General features: G+C 74.0%; 12 protein-coding genes. 10 read left to right on the forward strand and 2 right to left on the reverse strand.

Annotation, left to right across the window (positions count from 1 at the left end; genetic code table 11):
* The first annotated feature begins 20 nt into the window (after positions 1-20).
* The 5 genes from ACTT8P_RS20255 to ACTT8P_RS20275 all read left to right on the forward strand — a co-directional run bounded on the left by ACTT8P_RS20255 (position 21) and on the right by ACTT8P_RS20275 (position 5471).
* Positions 21-737, forward strand: a complete 717-nt coding sequence (locus ACTT8P_RS20255) for an adenosylcobinamide amidohydrolase (RefSeq protein WP_442833088.1) — start codon at positions 21-23, stop codon at positions 735-737.
* A gap of 240 nt (positions 738-977) precedes the next feature.
* Positions 978-2255, forward strand: a complete 1278-nt coding sequence (locus ACTT8P_RS20260) for an STM4014 family protein (RefSeq protein ID WP_442833089.1) — start codon at positions 978-980, stop codon at positions 2253-2255.
* 79 nt (positions 2256-2334) lie between these two features.
* Positions 2335-3171: an STM4013/SEN3800 family hydrolase gene (locus tag ACTT8P_RS20265; protein ID WP_442833100.1), complete on the forward strand. Its 837-nt coding sequence runs from the start codon at positions 2335-2337 to the stop codon at positions 3169-3171.
* Positions 3168-4529 (forward strand): STM4012 family radical SAM protein, encoded by a 1362-nt coding sequence (locus tag ACTT8P_RS20270; RefSeq protein WP_442833090.1) that lies wholly within the window; start codon positions 3168-3170, stop codon positions 4527-4529. The genes ACTT8P_RS20265 and ACTT8P_RS20270 overlap by 4 nt, the downstream gene beginning before the upstream one ends.
* A gap of 9 nt (positions 4530-4538) precedes the next feature.
* Complete coding sequence (locus tag ACTT8P_RS20275; RefSeq protein WP_442833091.1) at positions 4539-5471, forward strand: STM4011 family radical SAM protein; 933 nt, start codon at positions 4539-4541, stop codon at positions 5469-5471.
* Here the strand turns inward: ACTT8P_RS20275 and ACTT8P_RS20280 are convergent.
* Positions 5401-6075 (reverse strand): hypothetical protein, encoded by a 675-nt coding sequence (locus ACTT8P_RS20280; protein WP_442833092.1) that lies wholly within the window; start codon positions 6073-6075, stop codon positions 5401-5403. The genes ACTT8P_RS20275 and ACTT8P_RS20280 overlap by 71 nt on opposite strands.
* Before the next feature lie 159 nt (positions 6076-6234).
* Here ACTT8P_RS20280 and ACTT8P_RS20285 point away from each other — a divergent pair, with 159 nt between their 5' ends.
* Entirely contained in the window at positions 6235-6726 is a 492-nt protein-coding gene (locus ACTT8P_RS20285) for a hypothetical protein (protein WP_442833093.1), read from the forward strand.
* 128 nt (positions 6727-6854) lie between these two features.
* Here ACTT8P_RS20285 and ACTT8P_RS20290 read toward each other — a convergent pair whose 3' ends face one another.
* A complete protein-coding gene (locus ACTT8P_RS20290) occupies positions 6855-7349 on the reverse strand; it encodes a molybdenum cofactor biosysynthesis protein (RefSeq protein WP_442833094.1) in 495 nt (164 codons plus the stop codon).
* Positions 7350-7515: 166 nt separating this feature from the next.
* Between ACTT8P_RS20290 and pgm the strand changes: the two genes are divergently transcribed.
* The 4 genes from pgm to ACTT8P_RS20310 all read left to right on the forward strand — a co-directional run bounded on the left by pgm (position 7516) and on the right by ACTT8P_RS20310 (position 18589).
* Positions 7516-9156: a phosphoglucomutase (alpha-D-glucose-1,6-bisphosphate-dependent) gene (gene pgm / locus ACTT8P_RS20295; protein WP_442833095.1), complete on the forward strand. Its 1641-nt coding sequence runs from the start codon at positions 7516-7518 to the stop codon at positions 9154-9156.
* Positions 9157-9372: 216 nt separating this feature from the next.
* Positions 9373-11952, forward strand: coding sequence for a beta-L-arabinofuranosidase domain-containing protein (locus ACTT8P_RS20300; protein ID WP_442833096.1), 2580 nt, complete (start codon positions 9373-9375; stop codon positions 11950-11952).
* 29 nt (positions 11953-11981) lie between these two features.
* Positions 11982-15332, forward strand: a complete 3351-nt coding sequence (locus tag ACTT8P_RS20305) for a glycosylhydrolase-like jelly roll fold domain-containing protein (RefSeq protein WP_442833097.1) — start codon at positions 11982-11984, stop codon at positions 15330-15332.
* Between the two features lie 29 nt (positions 15333-15361).
* Positions 15362-18589: a family 78 glycoside hydrolase catalytic domain gene (locus ACTT8P_RS20310; protein ID WP_442833098.1), complete on the forward strand. Its 3228-nt coding sequence runs from the start codon at positions 15362-15364 to the stop codon at positions 18587-18589.
* Positions 18590-18687 lie beyond the last annotated feature (98 nt).

Below are 18687 nucleotides of genomic sequence, written 5' to 3' on the forward strand. Positions count from 1 at the left end.
ACCGTCAAGGAGTCACCCCGGTGCCCGCCGTCCTGCCGCCGCCCCGAACCGGCTCCCGTCTGCTGGACTGGGAGCACCTGGTCCGCGTGGAGGACGGCGAACGCCTGCACGCGCTGCTCTGGCGGGCCGGTCCGGGCTGGCGGATGGTCGCCAGCGCCGTCCTGGGCGGCGGGATCGCCGAGCGGACCTGGGTGCTCAACGCCCAGGTGGCGCACGGCTACCGCCGCACCGACCCCGCCCGGCACCTGGCCGGCCTGGCCCGCGCGGCCGGGGCCACTGGGCCGGGCGTCGGCCTGATGACGGCCGCCGAGGTCAGCGACCCGGGGCAGGCCCACGACGAGGGTGCGGAGGCCGTGGCGACGGCGGGCGTCTCAGTGCGCGGCTGGGCGGCGTCCCCCGCGCGGGGGAGTGCCGGAGCCGCCCCGCCGGGGACGATCAACATCGTCGCCGCCGTGCCGGTCCCGTTGACCGACGCGGCGCTGGTCAACGCGGTGATGACGGTCACCGAGGCCAAGGTCCAGGCGCTGCTGGAGGCGGGACTCGACTGTTCCGACACCCCGACCGACGCCGTCTGCGTCGCGGCTCGCACGCCGCACGCCGGTGCCCCGGCCCACGCCTTCGCCGGCCCCCGCTCCGAATGGGGCGCCCGGCTGGCCCGGGCCGCCCACCACGCGGTCCGGTCCGCGCTGAGCGCCGGCCCGGAGACGTCCCGCCCCACGTCGTCCCGCCGGCCCTGAGCCCCGCGCCGCTTCGCCACCGACCACGCCACCCGCCGGGAGCGGCCGGCCAGTTCATTGTCAGTGCCTGTTGGTAGAACTGCCGGCAGATCGCCGTACCGCGTCCGCTCACACGTCAGGATCCGTCCGCATGCTCTTCAGCGACACTCTGCACGAGCTGTACCGCTTGTCCGTCGTCGACTTGACAGACACCCGGCGCGTCGACACGCGGCTCGTCGCCGCCGTGGGGGAGTGAAGGACATGTTCTCCTGGCGTCTTCTCCCCGACCGTCTTCTCCCCGACCGTCTTCCGCCCGACCGTCTCCCGTCCGGCCGCCTCCCCCGGCTCGCGGTCGTCGGCAATCCGGAGAACCGGCGGGTGACGCTGTTCGCCGCGGCGGTGGCCGAGGTTGGGCTGCCCGCACCGCGGGTCGTGTCCTGGGCGGAGGTGCTGCGCGCGGGCGGGGCCCGCTTCGCGCGGGACGAGATCGTCCGGATCGACTCGCCCGGCGAACATCCCGGCGTGGACCGCGAGTTGCGCGGCGTCGATGATCCGACCCGGGTCGAGGGCACCGGCCGCTGGTACACGCGCTTCCTGGCCGCCGTGCGCGGCCTGGAGGGCGGACAGCGACTCGACGACCCGGACGAACTGGCCGTCCTGTTCGACAAGCGCCGCTGCCACGCCGTCCTCGACGCGGCCGGTGTACCGGTGCCGTTCTCACCCACCTCCGCGGCACCCGCACCGGAGCCCCCCGCCGTCCACGGCTGGGACGACGTACGGAGGCTGATGCGGGCGCACCGGACGCCGCGGCTGTTCGTGAAGCTCGCGCACGGCTCGTCCGCGTCCGGTGTCCTGGCCGTGGCGGCATCGCCGCGGGGCCGGGTCCGCGCCACCACCTCGGTCGAACTCGCCCCGGACGGCAGACTGTTCAACTCCCTCAAGGTGCGGCGGTACGAACGGGAGGCCGACATCGCCGCCGTCGTCGACACCCTGGCCCCCGACGGACTGCACCTGGAGCAGTGGGTACCGAAGGCGTCTCAGGGCGGCCGGGCGGCCGACCTGCGGGTCGTCGTGATCGCCGGGCGGGCCACCCACGCGGTGGTCCGCACCAGCACCTCGCCCATGACGAACCTGCACCTCGGCGGCGCCCGCGGCGACCTCGACGCGGCCCGCGAGGCGGTCGAGGCGGCGGGCGGGTCCTGGGCCGAGGCGCTCGACGTGTGCGAACGCGCCGCGGCCTGCTTCCCCCGCACCCTCTGCGTCGGCGTCGACCTGCTGCCGGTCACCGGCTGGCGGCGGTTCGTGGTCTGCGAGGTCAACGCCTTCGGCGACCTGCTGCCCCGCCTGACCGGCCTGCCCGGCAGCGGCGCCGAGGGCCTGGACACCTACGCGGCCCAGGTGGCCGCCGTCCGGTACGGCGGCCCCGGCGCCGCACCGCGGACCGCCGCCCGCCCCACGGGACATCTCGCGCCTCCTCCCCCGCGGGCGACCGCCCCGCAGCACCCGCACGGAACGGACCAGCACCATGCCAGCGCCTGATCCAATGCCCCAGCCGCCCCAGCCGCCCCAGCCGCCCCAGCCGCCCCAGCCGCCCCACCCCGCCCCGGCCGAACCCGATATGAACGGCATCGTCGGCAGCCACGACCTGCTCCTCGTCACCCTCGACACCCTGCGCCACGACGTCGCCGCCGAACTCGCCGCGGCGGGCCGCATCCCGCACCTCGCCCGCCATCTGCCCGGCGGACGCTGGGAGCAGCGGCACGCCCCCGGCAGCTTCACCTACGCCTCCCACCAGGCGATCTTCGCCGGCTTCCTGCCCACCCCGGCCGCCCCCGGCCCGCATCCGCGCCTCTTCGCGGCGAGCTTCGCCGGCAGCGAGACCACCGCCGACCGCACCTGGGTCTACGACACCCCCGACCTCGTCTCCGGCCTGGCCGGAGCCGGTTACCACACGGTGTGCGTCGGGGGAGTGGGGTTCTTCAACAAGCGCGGCCCGCTGGGCTCGGTGCTGCCGGGCATGTTCCACGAGTCGCACTGGGAACCGGAGTTCGGCGTCACCTCACCCACCTCCTTCGAGCACCAGATCGCGTGCGCCGAGCAGGTGGTGCGCGGACTGCCGCGCGAACAGCGGCTGTTCCTCTTCGTCAACGTCTCCGCCCTGCACCAGCCCAACTGGTTCCACCTGCCCGGCGCCACCCGCGAGACCGGTGACACCCGCGAGACGCACGCCGCCGCCCTGGAGTACGTGGACCGGCACATCGGCCGCCTGTTCACCGCCGCGAGCAGCAGACGACCGTGCTTCGCCATCGTCTGCTCCGACCACGGCACGGCGTACGGCGACGACGGCTACACCGGCCACCGGCTCGGCCACGAGTCCGTGTGGACCGTGCCCTACGCCCACTTCGTCCTCGACCCGCGCCCTGCCGAACCTTCCCCCGCCGGAGCCCCCCGATGACCACCGCACCCGCTCTGCGGCCCCCCGGCCAGACCCCCGGCCCCTACCAGCACTACGTCTACGCCTACCCCCACAAAACCGCCTACCGGCGCCTGACCGACCGCCCGGAGCTGCGCTCCCTGTGGGCGGCCGAACCCAAGGACGCCCTCTCCCTCTACCTGCACATCCCGTTCTGCGAGATCCGCTGCGGCTTCTGCAACCTCTTCACCCGCGTCGGCGCCCCGGACGGCCTGACGACCGCCTATCTGGACGCCCTGGAACGCCAGGCCGGCGCGGTACGGGAGGCCCTCGGCGCGACCGCCGTCCGCTTCGCCACCGCGGCCTTCGGCGGCGGCACCCCCACCTTCCTTACCGCCACCGAACTCGAGCGCCTGTGCGACATCGCCGAACACCGCATGGGCGCCGACCTCACCGCCGTCCCGCTGTCGGTCGAGGCGTCGCCCGCCACCGCCACCGCCGGCCGGCTCGACGTCCTCGCCGCGCGCGGCACCACCCGGCTCAGCCTCGGCGTGCAGAGCTTCGACGACACCGAGGCCCGGGCCGCCGTACGCCCCCAGCGCCGCGCGGACGTCGAGGCCGCCCTCGGCCGGGTCCGGGACGCCCGCATACCCGTCCTCAACATCGACCTGATCTACGGCATCGACGGCCAGACCGAGCCGTCCTGGCTGCGCTCGCTGGACGCCGCGCTGGCCTGGCGGCCCGAGGAGCTGTACCTCTACCCCCTCTACATCCGCCCCCTGACCGGCCTCGGCCGCCGCGCGGACGGCACCGACCCGGCCTGGGACACGCAGCGCCTGCGGCTGTACCGGACCGGCCGCGACCACCTCCTCGCGCACGGCTACGTCCAGCAGTCCATGCGGATGTTCCGCCGCGCGGACGCCCCGCCGCAGGGCGCCGACGACTACGCCTGCCAGAGCGACGGCATGATCGGCCTCGGCTGCGGCGCCCGCTCCTACACCGCCGGGCTGCACTACTCCTTCGACTACGCGGTCGGCACCCACGAGATCCGCAGGATCATCGACGACTACGTCTCCCGTCCCGCCGCCGACTTCGGGCACGCCGAGTACGGCCGCCGGATCGACGCCGCCGAGTCCCGCCGCCGGCACCTGCTCCAGTCGCTGCTCCAGGCCGACGGCCTCGACGTCACCGACTACCGGGCCCGCTTCGGCCGCCGGCCCGAGGACGACTTCGCCGCCGAGCTGGCACGGTTCGCCGACCGCGGCTGGCTGACGGACGCCGCCGCCCACGGCACCGTCCTGCGGCTGACCCCGGAGGGCCTCGCGCACTCCGACGCGATCGGGCCCGAGCTGTTCTCCCCGGCGGTACGGGCCGCCATGGCCGCCTACCCGCGGAAGTGACCGCACACCATGGACCTGACCGTGCTCTACCGCGGGCCGCTCGCCTCCTGCGACTACGACTGCCCGTACTGCCCGTTCGCCAAGCGGCGCGACAGCCGCGAGCAGCTCCGCGCCGACCGGGCCGCCCTGGCGCGGTTCGCCGGATGGGCGGCGGCCGCCACCGACGACCGGCTCTCCCTCCTCTTCACCCCCTGGGGCGAGGGACTGGTCCGCTCCTGGTACCGCCGGACACTGACCGAGCTGTCGCACCTGCCGCACATCCGCCGGGTGGCGATCCAGACCAACCTCAGCTGCCGCACCGACTGGCTCGCCGACGCCGACCCCGCCACCCTCGCCCTGTGGTGCACGTACCACCCCGGCCAGACGCCGTACGACCGGTTCCTCGCCAAGTGCCGGGACCTGGCCGCCCGCGGGGTGCGGTACAGCGTCGGAGTGGTCGGTCTCCCCGCGCACCTCGACGCGGCCCGCCGGCTGCGCGCCGAGCTGCCCGACCACGTCTACCTGTGGATCAACGCCGCCGAGGGCCACAGCTACGACGACGCGCAGGCGGCGACCTGGACCGCGCTGGACCCGCTCTTCCCCTACAGCCGGCGCCCGCACACCAGCGCCGGTCTGCCCTGCCGCACCGGGGAGTCCGTGATCTCGGTCGACGGCGCCGGCACGGTCCGCCGCTGCCACTTCGTCCGCGCCGAACTGGGCAACCTGTACGACGGCTCCTACCGGCCGGCCCTGCGCCCCCGGCCCTGCCCGCTCGCCGTCTGCGACTGCCACATCGGCTACGTCCACCTGGAGACGCTGCCCCTCTACGACGTCTTCGCGGGCGGCGTGCTGGAACGCGTACCGGCCGTGCCCCGCCCGCACCCCCTCGGTCTCACCGCAGGTCGGTCAGTCGGTCCAGGGTCGTGCCGTCCGCCCAACGGCGCAGCAGCGCCCCGTCCATGAGCCGGACGCCGGTCCGCTGCCGGGCCCAGCGCACGTCCCGGCCGCTGAAGGTGCCGCGGTGCACGATCAGCAGGAGGGGCGGCTCGGCGTCCGCGCGGCGGGACCGGGCGAGCGGCGGGTCCTCGTCGGGCAGCGGCTCGGCGACCGGACGGAACGCCACCTCCAGCCGGTGGCCCCGGGGATGGCGGGCCCGCACCCGGGGCCGGACCCGCTCACCGGACGGCGGCCGGACCGACCAGCCGTCCCGGCGCAGCATGCGGGACACCGCCAGTGCCAGGCCCTCCGCGTCCAGGGCGGCGAGCTCCTCCGCCGTGTAGCGGCCGCGCCGGCGCCGGGCCGGCGGGCGCAGCCGTCCGACGGCGACCGGTACGGCGACCGCCAGGAGCGCCAGGCACGCCAACGGCACCACCAGACCGAGGGAACGGTAGCCCGCCGCGATCCCCGCGACCCCGGCGCACAGCACCAGGACCAGTCCGGTCAGCGCCGGCAGCACCTCCCGCAACTCCGGCCCGTGCCGCCCCTGGGCCCGCAACACCCGTACGGTTTCCCGCCGTCGGGCCCGGCGGGAGACGCGCCGGCCGGTCGTGCTGCGCCACATCGCCATCGGAGCCGCCCCCTTGCTCCCCGCCCGCGCGGACCTACCAGCCAGGCATACCCGGCCGGGACGGACGGTCCCCGGCGGGGCCCGGTTTCGGTCAGGTTTCGGCCGAAACAGTCGTGGGGGCGGGCGTTTGCGCGCGGAGCGAGGGGCAAACCGGAGTCCATGACTGAACCGAACAACGACACGAACCAGAAGCCCGACACCACATCCGACACCGCATCCGACGCCCGGCCCGGCAACAAGCCGGACAGCGCGAAGGCGACCGCCGCGGCCAAGGCGCGGCGTGGCGCGGACAAGGCGACCGCGCCCGCCGCACGGACCGCGAAGGACACCGCCGACAAGGCCGCCGGCAAGACCGGTGACGCCGCGTCAGCCGCGAGTTCCGGTGCGGAACGCGTGGCCGGTACGGCCACGGCCGCCGCCCAGAGCGCGGCCAAGGGCGTCGAGGCGGGCCGGCAGGCCGTCATAGCCACCACCGGCCAGGTCGCCGGGGTCGCCAAGACGGCCTGGACGGTCATCGCGCACCGCAAGATGATCGCCGCCGGCGTGGGCGCGGGCCTGACCGCGCTGACCGCCGCTTCCTACGCGGCCGGCCGCCGCTCGGCCCACCACACCCACGGTCCCGTCACCCGGCTCACCGGCGGGCGGATCTGACCCCCGGGCCGGCGGCACCCGCCACTCCCGGCGGAGCGGCGCCGCCCATCCCGCTGCCCACCGCACCGGTCACCCCACCGGCCGCTCCACCAGTCACCGCACCGACCGCTCCACCGCTCACCAGCCGCTCACCCGTCGCCCACCCACAACCTGGCCGGCCCCACCGTGAGCGTCCCGTCGCCCAGCGGCGTGCACCGCACCCCGCCCCCGCCGCGCAGCGCGCGTTGGGCGCCGGGGGCGACGGTGACGTCCATCCAGGCGCAGGGCCGGGCCGGACGGTTCACAGCGAACGGCACGGGTCCGCTGCCGCAGTCCAGGGTGACGGTGGCACCGACGAGGGAGTCGATGTCGACGCCCGCGAGCAGCACGTTGCGCCGGGTGTGGCGCAGGTCGACGGCCGGGGCGAGGTGCACCGGCAGGTGCTCCGCGGACATGATCGTGACCGAGGCGTCGCGGTGGGCGGCCCGCGCGTAGTAGCGGTCGCCGACCAGTCCCAGGCCGCGCCGCACCTTTACCCGCCGCACGCGTTCGTCGGCCGGGCCGGGCGCCGGTCCGTCCGCGGGGCGCCCGGCGAGCCGGTGCGCGGGTGACACCAGCAGTTGCCGCACCTCCACCTCGATCACACCCTCACCCTAATCCCGACGTGGAGAGTCCGAGGAGGCGCGGCATGGTTCGAAGGGCGGCTCGCGAGGGGCAGGTCGGGGCCGGTCCGGGAGGACGACGGGGGAAGATGGGGCCGCGAGCGAATGCCCGATTCGGTCGCCCGATTCGATGCGGAGGAGTGGGCGCATGCCACATGACCGAGCCGGTCAGCCGGCCGGACCCGAGGACCTGATCGACGTCGCCCGGCTGGTGACGGCGTACTACGCGCTGCACCCGGACCCGGCCGAGCCGGGCCAGCGGGTGGCGTTCGGCACGTCGGGACACCGCGGATCGTCGCTGAACACGGCGTTCAACGAGGACCACATCGCGGCGACCAGCCAGGCCATCTGCGAGTACCGCAAGGAGCGGGGCACCACCGGGCCGCTCTTCCTCGGCGCCGACACCCACGCGCTGTCCGAGCCGGCCCGGGTGACCGCCCTGGAGGTGTTCGCGGCCAACGACGTCACGGTGCTGATCGACGAGGCGGACGGCTACACCCCGACCCCGGCCGTCTCGCACGCGATCCTCACCCACAACCGGGGCCGCACCTCGGCCCTGGCCGACGGCGTGGTGGTCACCCCGTCGCACAACCCGCCGGCCGACGGCGGCTTCAAGTACAACCCGCCCAGCGGCGGCCCGGCCGGTTCGGACGCGACCTCCTGGATCCAGGACCGCGCCAACGACATCATCGCGGCCGGCCTGAAGGACGTACGCCGGGTGCCGTACGCCAAGGCGCTCGCCGCGCCCGGCACCGGCCGCTACGACTTCCTCGGCACGTACGTCGCCGACCTGCCCGCCGTCCTCGACCTGGCCGCGATCCGGTCCGCCGGGGTGCGGATCGGCGCCGACCCGCTGGGCGGGGCGTCCGTCGCGTACTGGGGCCGGATCGCCGAGCAGCACCGCCTGGACCTGACGGTGGTCAATCCGCTGGCCGACCCGACCTGGCGGTTCATGACGCTGGACTGGGACGGCAAGATCCGCATGGACTGCTCGTCGCCGCACGCGATGGCCTCGCTGATCGAGCGGCGCGACCGGTTCGACATCGCCACCGGCAACGACGCCGACGCCGACCGGCACGGCATCGTCACCCCGGACGCCGGCCTGATGAACCCCAACCACTACCTCGCCACCGCCATCTCCTACCTCTACGCCCACCGCGCCGACTGGCCCGCCGGGGCCGGCGTCGGCAAGACGCTGGTCTCCTCCGGCATGATCGACCGGGTCGCCGCCGATCTCGGCCGGCGGCTGGTCGAAGTACCGGTCGGTTTCAAGTGGTTCGTGGACGGACTGGTCGACGGCTCGCTCGGGTTCGGCGGCGAGGAGTCGGCGGGGGCGTCGTTCCTGCGCCGGGACGGTTCGGTGTGGACCACCGACAAGGACGGCATCATCCTGGCGCTGCTGGCCTCCGAGATCACCGCCGTCACCGGCCGGACGCCCTCGCAGCACTACGCCGCGCTCACCGAGCGGTTCGGCGAGCCCGCCTACGCCCGGATCGACGCACCGGCCACCCGCGAGGAGAAGGCCCGCCTGGCCAAGCTGTCCCCGGCGCAGGTCACCGCCGAGGCGCTGGCCGGCGAGCCGGTGACCTCGGTGCTCACCGAGGCGCCCGGCAACGGCGCGGCGATCGGCGGCATCAAGGTGTCCACCGAGAACGCCTGGTTCGCGGCCCGCCCCTCGGGCACCGAGGACGTCTACAAGATCTACGGGGAGTCCTTCCGCGGTCCGGACCACCTGAAGCAGGTCCAGGACGAGGCCAAGGACGTCGTCCTCGCCGCGCTGAGCGGCTGACCCCCGCGGCCGGGAAGCGCCGCCGACGGCAGCGGGAACGCCGTCGGCGGCGCCTTTCATTTCCGTTCATTGAACGATTCAATTCCCGTGCCGTCCTGGCCCCTTGATCTCTTCCTGTGTGAAGTCTTGACGCTCGTTGTGCTCCCACTTACCGTCTCGGGCGACGAACTTAAACGTTTCAAAGGTTGCGCTGTCCGTTCGAAGGAGCACGGCACATTGTCCGCACACCGCGCGTTCCCCGGGCCGTCCCGCCGTGGCGTGATCGCCGCCGCCTCGGCCGCCGCCGCCGTCACCGCCCTGCCGGCCCCCGCCACGGCGGCACCGGTCTCCGAGGCGGCCTCGCAATCCCCCGTCCAGGACCCCGCCCAGGGGCCCGTCCAGGGGCCCGCCCTCGCCCCCTTCGCGCTGTCCGAGGTCCGGCTCCTGGACAGCCCGTTCCTCGCCAACATGCGCCGCACCTGCGCGTACCTGCTCTTCGTCGACCTCGACCGGCTGCTGCACACCTTCCGCCTCAACGTCGGCCTGCCGTCCACGGCGGAGCCCTGCGGCGGCTGGGAAGCACCCGACGTCCAACTGCGCGGCCACACCACCGGCCACCTGCTCAGCGGCCTCGCCCAGGCGCACGCGGCCACCGGTGACGCCGCCTACGGCGACAAGGGCCGCGCCCTGGTGGCGGCGCTGGCGGACTGCCAGCGGGCCGCGCCGGCCGCCGGTTTCCACCGGGGCTACCTCTCCGCCTTCCCGGAGTCGGTCTTCGACCAGCTGGAGGCCGGCGGCAAGCCCTGGGCGCCGTACTACACCCTGCACAAGATCATGGCGGGGCTGCTCGACCAGTACCGGCTGAGCGGCAACAAGCAGGCGCTGACCGTCCTGCTGGAGATGGCCGGCTGGGCCGACGCCCGCACCGCGCCGCTGTCGCACGAGCGGATGCAGGCCGTGCTGAAGGTCGAGTTCGGCGGCATGAACGATGTCCTCACCCGGCTGTACCTGGAGACCGGCGACCCCGCCCAGCTGCGCACCGCCCGCCGCTTCGACCACGAGGAGCTGTACACGCCGCTGGCCGCCGGACGTGACGAACTGGCCGGTCGGCACGCCAACACCGAGATCGCCAAGATCGTCGGCACGGTGCCCAGTTACCAGGCGACGGGGGAGCAGCGCTACCTGACCATCGCCGACACCTTCTGGACCACCGTCGTGCGCCACCACTCGTACGCCATCGGCGGCAACTCGGACAAGGAACTCTTCGGCCCGCCCGGCGAGATCGTCAGCCGGCTCTCCGAGGTCACCTGCGAGAACTGCAACAGCTACAACATGCTGAAGCTGGGCCGGGAGCTGTTCCTGCACCGCCCGGAGCGCGCCGAGTACCTGGACCACTACGAGTGGACGCTGTACAACCAGCTGCTCGGCGAGCAGGACCCCGACTCCGCACACGGCTTCGTCACGTACTACACCGGACTGTGGGCCGGTTCGCGGCGCGAGCCCAAGGGTGGCCTCGGCGCCGCCCCGGGCAGCTACAGCGGCGACTACGACAACTTCTCCTGCGACCACGGCACCGGCCTGGAGACCCACACCAAGTTCGCCGACAGCGTCTACTTCCGCTCCCGCGCCGGACACCCCGCCGCGCTGTACGTCAACCTGTTCATCCCGTCCGAAGTGCGTTGGAAAGAAGTGGGAGTGACAGTTCGTCAGGAGACGGACTACCCCACCGCCGGACGGACCCGGCTGACCGTCACCGCCGGGCGGGCCCGGTTCGCGCTGCGGCTGCGGATACCCGGGTGGGTCGCCGACGCCGGCACCGCCCCCGTGCTGAAGGTCAACGGGCGTCAGGCCGGCACGCGGCTGCGTCCGGGCACGTACGCCTCGCTGGACCGGCACTGGCGCGCCGGCGACACCGTCGACCTGATCCTGCCGCGCGAGCCGGTCTGGACCCCGGCGCCGGACAATCCGCAGGTGACATCGTTGTCCTACGGGCCACTGGTGCTGGCGGGGGAGTACGGCGACGACACGCTGCCCACCCTGCCCACCATCCGCCCGCGCACCCTGCGGGCGGCCGGGGACCGGCCCACCGAGTTCACCGCCGTCGCCGACGGCCGCACGGTGACACTGCGGCCGTTTCACGAGGTGCAGCACCAGCGCTACAACGTCTACTGGGCGGTGACCCCGCGCCAGGGCCGCGAACGGGACGTCGTCCGCTACCCCTTCGACGAGGGCACCGCCACCGACACCACCGGCGCGTTCGGCGCCGCCGTCCTGACCGGCGGCGCCACCTGGTCGCGGGACACCACGGGAACGGCCGTCGAACTGGACGGCACGGACGGCCATGTCGCCCTCCCCGCCGGCCTGCTGAGCGGCCTGACCGAACTGACCGTCAGCGTCCGCGTCCGGGTCGACAGCCTCGCCGCCTCGGCCCGCGTCTTCGACCTCGGCTACCACAAGGAGACGTACCTCTTCCTCACCGCCACCACCGGCGCCCAGCGGGCCCGCGCCGCGCTGCGCATCGCCGGCATGGAGGGGGAGGACTTCATCGACGCCGCCGGACCGCTGCCCGTGGGCCGCTGGACCCACGTGGCGCTCACCCTCGGCGGCGGCACCGGCGTGCTGTACGTCGACGGCGCCGAGGCCGGCCGCAACCCGGCGATGGTCTCCGGCCCGCTGCTGCTGGGCGCGACCGCCCGCAACTACCTGGGCCGCTCCCAGAACAGCACCCACCCCTACCTGCGCGGGGCGGTACGCGACTTCCGCCTGCACAACCGCGCCCTGTCCGCCGCCGACGTGGCCCGCCTGGCCGCCGGCTGAAACCCACCGCACCTTCCCAGGGACCACCCATGCCCGAATTCCCCCTGTCCAGACGCCACTTCGTGGTCGCGGCCGGCGCCGCCGGCACCGTCCTCGCCACCGGCCTGCCCGCGTTCGCCACCGCCCCCACCAGCGCAGCCGGCTTCTCCGAGCGGAGTTTCACCGACCCGCCGAAGGACAGCCGCCCCACCGTCTACTGGTACTGGAACGGCCCCGTCACCCCCGAACTCGTCGACCGGCAACTGGCCGACCTGCGCGCCAAGGGCATGTACGAGGTCATCCTCTTCTCCTTCGACAACGACGCCATGCAGCCCGCCTTCTTCACGGAGGGCTGGTTCGACATCGTCGGGCACGTGCTGGCCACCGCCGAGCGGACCGGCATGCGGGTGTGGCTGTTCAACGACGACCACTTCCCCAGCGGCCGGGCCGGCGAGTACATCGTCAAGGGCGGCACGGTCGGCTCCCGGACCTACGAACCCCGCCCCGACCTGCGGCTGAAGGCCCTGTGGCGGTCCACCACCGTGGTCCAGGGCCCGGCCCGCGTCGACCTGCGCCGATCCACCGGCCTGGGCGTGCAGGCGGGCGCCCTGATCGCCGACGCGGCGGTGCTCGGCGGTGCCACCGCCCTGCGCGACAGCGCCGGCTGGACCGACTACACCGTCACCGGCAGCGCCAAGGCCGACCACACCGCCGCCGGTCTGGTGGTCCGCGCCGGTGCCGACGCCCTGGACGGCTACGCGGTCACCTTCGACCAGACCGGTGTCACCACCGTGCTCCGCCTCGCCCGGGACGCCGACCCGGTGGAACTGCTGCGCAGCACCCGCACCGACGGCTTCAACAAGACCAAGTTCCACACGGTGGCCGTCACGGTCACCGGCACCCGGATAGCCGTCACCCTGGACGGCAAGGACAAGGGCACCGTCACCGACGACCGGTACGCCACCGGCGGCGCGGGCGTGCGCGCGGTCGGCGACGAACGCGGCCTGTGGGACAGCCTCACCGTCACCGCCGCCGACGGCACGACGCTGTACACCGCCGCCTTCGACGACCCCACCGCCGCCGGGGACTTCCCCGACCGCGACACCCTCCCGGTGCCGGCCGTCGCCGCCGCGGCCCGGCCCGCCGGCTCCACCGACGTCACCGACCTCACGAAGATGGTCGGCGGCACCTGGCAGGTCCCCGCCGGACGCTGGCAGCTCGACCTGTTCGGTGGCACCCCGCTGATCGACGACACCCAGGGCTACAGCCGCAGCTACGTCGACCTCCTGGACGACGAACCGGTGGAGCTGTTCCTCGACATCGTCCCCGGCGAGTACCACCGCCGTTTCAAGCGCTACTTCGGCACCGTCATCCCCGGTTTCTGGGACGACGAGCCGTTCTACGCCTCCGCCGAGGCCCACTTCAAGCGCCTGCCCTGGTCACCCACCCTGGACCAGGCACTGCGCGCCGTGGACGTCGAGCCCGGGGTCGCCTACGCCGCCGCCTTCGACGACCTCGGCCGCCCCGGCCAAATCGCCCGGGGCCGCTACTGGCAGGCCGTCTCGGGCCGCTTCGCCCAGTACTTCGCGAAGCAGGCCCGCTGGTACGAGCAGCGCGACGTCGCCCTCATCACCAACCCGCTCTACGACGAGACGTCCCCGGCCAAGCGCATCCCCACCACCGGCGACCTGCACAAGGTCAACCAGTGGGCGCACGTGCCCGGCGGCGACATCATCACCGCCGAGTACGTCGCGGGGGAGCAGACCATGCTGCCCCGCAACCCGGTCTCGGTCGCCCACCAGATGGGCCGCGACCGGGCGCTGATGGAGATGTTCGGCAACATGGGCTGGCAGGTGACCCCCGGCTTCGTGCACGCCACGGTCGGCGCGCAGGCCGCCCGCGGCGTCAACCTGACGGTGCTGCACGCCCTGTGGACCGACGAGAAGGTCGTCTACTTCCCGCCGCCGTTCGGACCCCGCGCCCCCTGGTGGTGGGGCATGAAACCGCTCGCCGAGTGGATCGGCCGGGTGATGGAGGCCGGCCGCGGCACCTCCGCCGCGCGCACCGCGCTGCTCCAGCCGCAGCGGGCCGCCGAGCAGTTCACCGGCACCGACCGGCAGGGCGAGGTGGACGGCGCGATCACCGACGCCGCCTACGCCCTGGAACGCGCCCAGGTCGACTTCGACCTGCTGCACGAGGGCGCCCTCACCGGCGACCCGGACCTGCTCGCGCACGCCAAGGCGCGCGGCGGCCGGCTCGTCGTCGGCGAGGCCCGCTACGACCTGGTCGTCCTGCCCGTCACCCGCACCCTGGACGCGGCCGGCGTCCGCGCCCTCGGCGCCTTCGTCCGGGCCGGCGGCACCGTCGTCGCGGTCGGCACCCTGCCCGCCGACGACGCCGACGGCAACGACCGCTCGCTGACCCGCGCCCTGTCCGACCTGTTCGGGGACGCCGTACCCGGCAGCCGCGAGCTGGGTGCCGGACGGGCGGTGCGGGTCGCCGACGTGTCCGCACTGGGCGGCGCCGCCCAGGACGCCGGCGCGGCCGCCGCCGTACTCGACCCGCCGCAGGACGCGATCCGGGTGCTGCGGGTCACCCGGGGCGCGGACACCGCGTTCCTGCTGAACAACGAGAGCGGCGCCGACGTCGCCACCACCGCCACCCTCCCCGCCACCGGCGCCCCCGAGCTGTGGGACCCGGCCACCGGCGACACCGCACCCGCCCCCGTGTACCGCACCTCCAAGCGCGGCCTGCACCTCCCGCTCACCTTCGAGGCGTACCAGACCCGGATCGTCGTCGTCCGCCCCGCCGGCCGCACCCAGCCGCACCTCACCTCCGCCCCGCTGCCGGTGGTCGCCGTGGCGCGGTCCGGGCGCACCCTGCGGGCCACCGTCGAGGCCGCCGCCCCCGGCACCCACCGGCTCACCGGCACCGACGGCAACCACACCTACCAGGGCACCGTCCGTGTCACCGACCCCCTCGACCCGCTGCCCGTCACCGGTGACTGGACCCGCACCCTGGAACAGGACGGCGCCACCCCGGTCACCGGCCCGCCGGCCAGTTGGACCGACACCGCCCCGCTCTTCTCCGGCAGCGCCACCTACACCACCACCGTCGACCTCGACCGCGCCCGGCTCGACGGCCGCCGCGTCCTGCTCGACCTCGGCGACGTGCGCGACATCGCCGCCGTCACCGTCAACGGCACCGAACTGGCGCCGCTGCTCTGGGCGCCGTTCGTCACCGACGTCACCCGGCTGCTCACGCCCGGCGCCAACCGGCTGGCGGTCCGGGTCGCCAACACCCTCTCCAACGAACGCAACAAGCCACTGCCGTCCGGCCTGCTCGGCCCGGTGACGCTCCGCTTCCACCGCCGCGCCACCGCCGAACTCACCCGCGTCTGATCCCGCGCCGCACGCCGACAGGAGCCCTCATGCCCAGACCCCGTCCCGCGCTCACCGTGACCGCCGCCGCGACCGCCCTCGTCACCGTGCTGGCCGGCGCGACCGGCGCCGGCGCCGCGACCTTTGCCGCCATCACCCCCGTCCACCCGCGCACCCAGTACCTCCAGCAGGCCCTGGGCATCGACGACACCACCCCCGACCTCAGCTGGGAGACCACCGCCCGCGCCACCGGCGTCCGCCAGTCCGCCTACCGGGTCCAGGCCGCCACCTCACCCGAGCGGCTGCGTGCGGGCAGGCCCGACCTGTGGGACTCCGGCAAGGTGCGCTCGGCGGTACCCGGCACGACGTACGCGGGCAAGGAACTCGGCTCCCGCACCCGGGTCTACTGGCGGGTCATGCTGTGGTCGCAGCGCGGCGACGCCCGCTCCGGCTGGAGCGACACCGCCGTCTTCGAGACCGGTCTGACACAACAGTCCGACTGGGGCGCCGACTGGATCACCAACCCCGACTGGCAGCTCAGCAAGCGCAGCATCACCCCGGTCGTCGTCAAGGTGCCGCGCACCACCGCCCGTTACGTCCGCCTGGACGTCACCGAGCTCGGCCTGCCGCTCGCCGAGAACTTCCCGGCCGACACCTGGCGGCTGCAACTCGGCGAGATCGACATCCGGGACACCGCCACCTCCGCCACCGGACTGGCCAACGGCGCCACCGTCACCGCCTCCGAGACCAACACGATCCGCAAGACGTGGGAACCCGCCCTCGCCGTGGACGGCCTGCCCAACAGCGCCCTGCAGACGGCGGCCGGCTACTCCAGCGCCGCCCACACCGGCCCCGACGTCTCCGCCGCGCCCATCACCCTCACCCTCGACCTGAAGTCCGCGAAGACCTTCGACGAGGTGGCGCTCTACCCCCGCGCCGACGTCCTCACCGACGACGGCCGCGTCCCGCACTTCCCGGTCGACTACGCCCTGTCCAGCGGCGACGCGGCGACCGGACCGTACACCGAACTCACCCGGGTCACCGGCCAGCGGCCGCCCGAGCCCTACCTCCCGTCCGGACTGCCCCTCCTCACCGACGACTTCGCCCTCCCGAAGAAGGTCCGCAGCGCCCGCCTCTACATCGCCGGCCTCGGCGTCTACGACGCGACCGTCAACGGCGAGCCGGTCGGCGACGCCGTGCTCGAACCCGCCAACACCACCTACGGCGAGCGCGTCCAGTACGCCACCTACGACGTCACCGACCGGCTGAGGAAGGGCGCCAACACCGTCGGAGTCGCCCTCGGCAACGGCATGTCCAACGTGGTCAGCACCGCCGACCGCTACCGCAAGCTGTACGGCAACCTCAGCGACCCCAAGCTGATCGCCCGCCTGGAGGTGACGCTGGCGGACGGCACCACCCGCACCGTCACCAGCGGCGAGGACTGGCGCACCGCGCTCGGCCCCACCACCTCCTCCAACTGGTACGGCGGCGAGGACTACGACGCCCGGCGCGAGATCCCGCACTGGGACGAGCCCAGCGGCGACCGGCGGAAATGGCAGCACGCCGTCTCCGTCGGAGCCCCGGGCACCACCGCCCAGCCGGCCGAGCTGAGCGCCCGCGAGACCGAACCGATCCGGGTCGTCGAGACCCTCACCGGCAAGGAGGTCGCCGGCGCGGACGGCAGCCGCGTCTTCGACCTCGGCCGCAACATCGCCGGCTGGCCCGAGATCACCGTCACCGCCCCCGAGGGCACCACGATCCGCGCCTACCCGGCGGAGTCCCTGAAGGACGGCCACGCCTTCCAGTCCATCTCCAACGTCGGCGCCCCGCTGTGGGACAGCTACACCACCGGCGGCGGCCGCGCCGAGACCTGGCACCCGGACTTCAGCTACCACGGCTTCCGCTACCTGGAGCTGAAGGGAGTGCCGGACGGCGCGCGGATCACCGTACGCGGCAAGGTGCTGCGCACCGACAACGCCTCGGCCGGCACCTTCGACAGCTCCGACCCGCTCATCGACGGCATCCACTCACTGATCCGCGGCGCGATCCAGGGCAACATGATGAGTGTCCTGACCGACTGCCCCAGCCGCGAGAAACTGGGCTGGCTGGAACAGAACCAGCTGGTCTTCCCGGCGCTGGCCGGCAACTACGACATGCGGTCCTACCTGCGCAAGATCGTCCGTGACATGGCCGACGCGCAGACCGCCGAGGGCCTGATCCCGAGCACCGTCCCGGAGTACACCAGCCTGCCCGGCGCCTACCGCAACGACGCCAACTGGGGCGGCGCCTTCGTCCTCGTCCCCTGGCAGCTGTACACCACCTACGGCGACCAGCAGACCCTGGAGACGTACTACCCGAAGATGAAGGAGTACGCGGCCTTCCTGGAGACCCAGGTCAGTGGCGGCATCCTCGACTACGGCCTCGGTGACTGGTTCAGCCCGGACCGGACCTTCCCGCGCGCGGTGGCCGGCACCTACGGCTACTGGCGGGTCGTCGACGCGCTGAGCCGGATCTCGGCCGTCCTCGGCGACCAGGACGCGGCCACCGCCTACCGGGCGAAGGCCGACGCCTCCGCAAAGGCGCTGGCCGCCAGGTACTACGACACCGCCACCGGCACCTTCGGCGGCGGCGGTCAGGGCGCGGAGGCCCTCGCGCTGGACATGGGCGCCTACCCGGCGGGGGAGCGGGAGCGGCTGCTCGGCCACCTCACCTCGTCCGTCGAGGCGGCCGGCTACCACCTGCTGCTCGGCGAGATCTCCCTGCCCAGCGCGTTCCGGGTGCTGTCCGGCGCCGGACGCGACGACCTCGTGCACAAGATCGCCACCCAGACCACCAGCCCCAGCTACGGCTACCAGGTGCTGGCCGGCAACACCACGCTCGGCGAGTCCTGGGACGGCGGCCCCGGCCAGTCGCAGAACCACTTCATGCTCGGCGCCATCGACTCCTGGTTCACCACCCGGGTCGCGGGCATCGACCAGACCGCGGACTCGGTCGGCTACGCGGAACTGCTCATCGACCCGGCGGTGACGGGCGAGCTGACCTCGGCGTCCGGCTCCTACCGCACCCCGTACGGCACCGCCCGCACCTCCTGGGAGCGGCAGGACGGCCACTTCCGGCTGACCGTCGACGTCCCGGCGGGCAGCACGGCCGAGGTGCACGTCCCGACGGACGGCACCCGGCCCACCGCGACCCCGGGGGCGAAGCCGCTGCGGGTCACGGACGGGGAGGCGGTGTACGAGGTCGGCTCCGGTCGCTGGACCTTCCGCTCCGCGCTCTGAAGAAAGGGGGGTGTGCGGCGGCACCCGGCGGGCACCCGCATTCCGCGGGAAGGTGCAGGGGCGTGGGGGGGGGGGGGGGGGGGGGCGGGGGCGCCCCC

This window comes from Streptomyces sp. JW3, assembly GCF_052216785.1.
Classification (GTDB): Bacteria; Actinomycetota; Actinomycetes; order Streptomycetales; family Streptomycetaceae; genus Streptomyces.

What these genes read in the sequence shown, in the direction of transcription:
- ACTT8P_RS20280 (WP_442833092.1), bottom strand. Translation starts at nt 6,075, where the DNA reads ATGGCGATGTGGCGCAGCACGACCGGCCGGCGCGTCTCCCGCCGGGCC.
- pgm (WP_442833095.1), top strand. Translation starts at nt 7,516, where the DNA reads ATGCCACATGACCGAGCCGGTCAGCCGGCCGGACCCGAGGACCTGATC.
- ACTT8P_RS20310 (WP_442833098.1), top strand. Translation starts at nt 15,362, where the DNA reads ATGCCCAGACCCCGTCCCGCGCTCACCGTGACCGCCGCCGCGACCGCC.
- ACTT8P_RS20265 (WP_442833100.1), top strand. Translation starts at nt 2,335, where the DNA reads ATGAACGGCATCGTCGGCAGCCACGACCTGCTCCTCGTCACCCTCGAC.
- ACTT8P_RS20275 (WP_442833091.1), top strand. Translation starts at nt 4,539, where the DNA reads ATGGACCTGACCGTGCTCTACCGCGGGCCGCTCGCCTCCTGCGACTAC.
- ACTT8P_RS20285 (WP_442833093.1), top strand. Translation starts at nt 6,235, where the DNA reads ATGACTGAACCGAACAACGACACGAACCAGAAGCCCGACACCACATCC.
- ACTT8P_RS20260 (WP_442833089.1), top strand. Translation starts at nt 978, where the DNA reads ATGTTCTCCTGGCGTCTTCTCCCCGACCGTCTTCTCCCCGACCGTCTT.
- ACTT8P_RS20305 (WP_442833097.1), top strand. Translation starts at nt 11,982, where the DNA reads ATGCCCGAATTCCCCCTGTCCAGACGCCACTTCGTGGTCGCGGCCGGC.
- ACTT8P_RS20270 (WP_442833090.1), top strand. Translation starts at nt 3,168, where the DNA reads ATGACCACCGCACCCGCTCTGCGGCCCCCCGGCCAGACCCCCGGCCCC.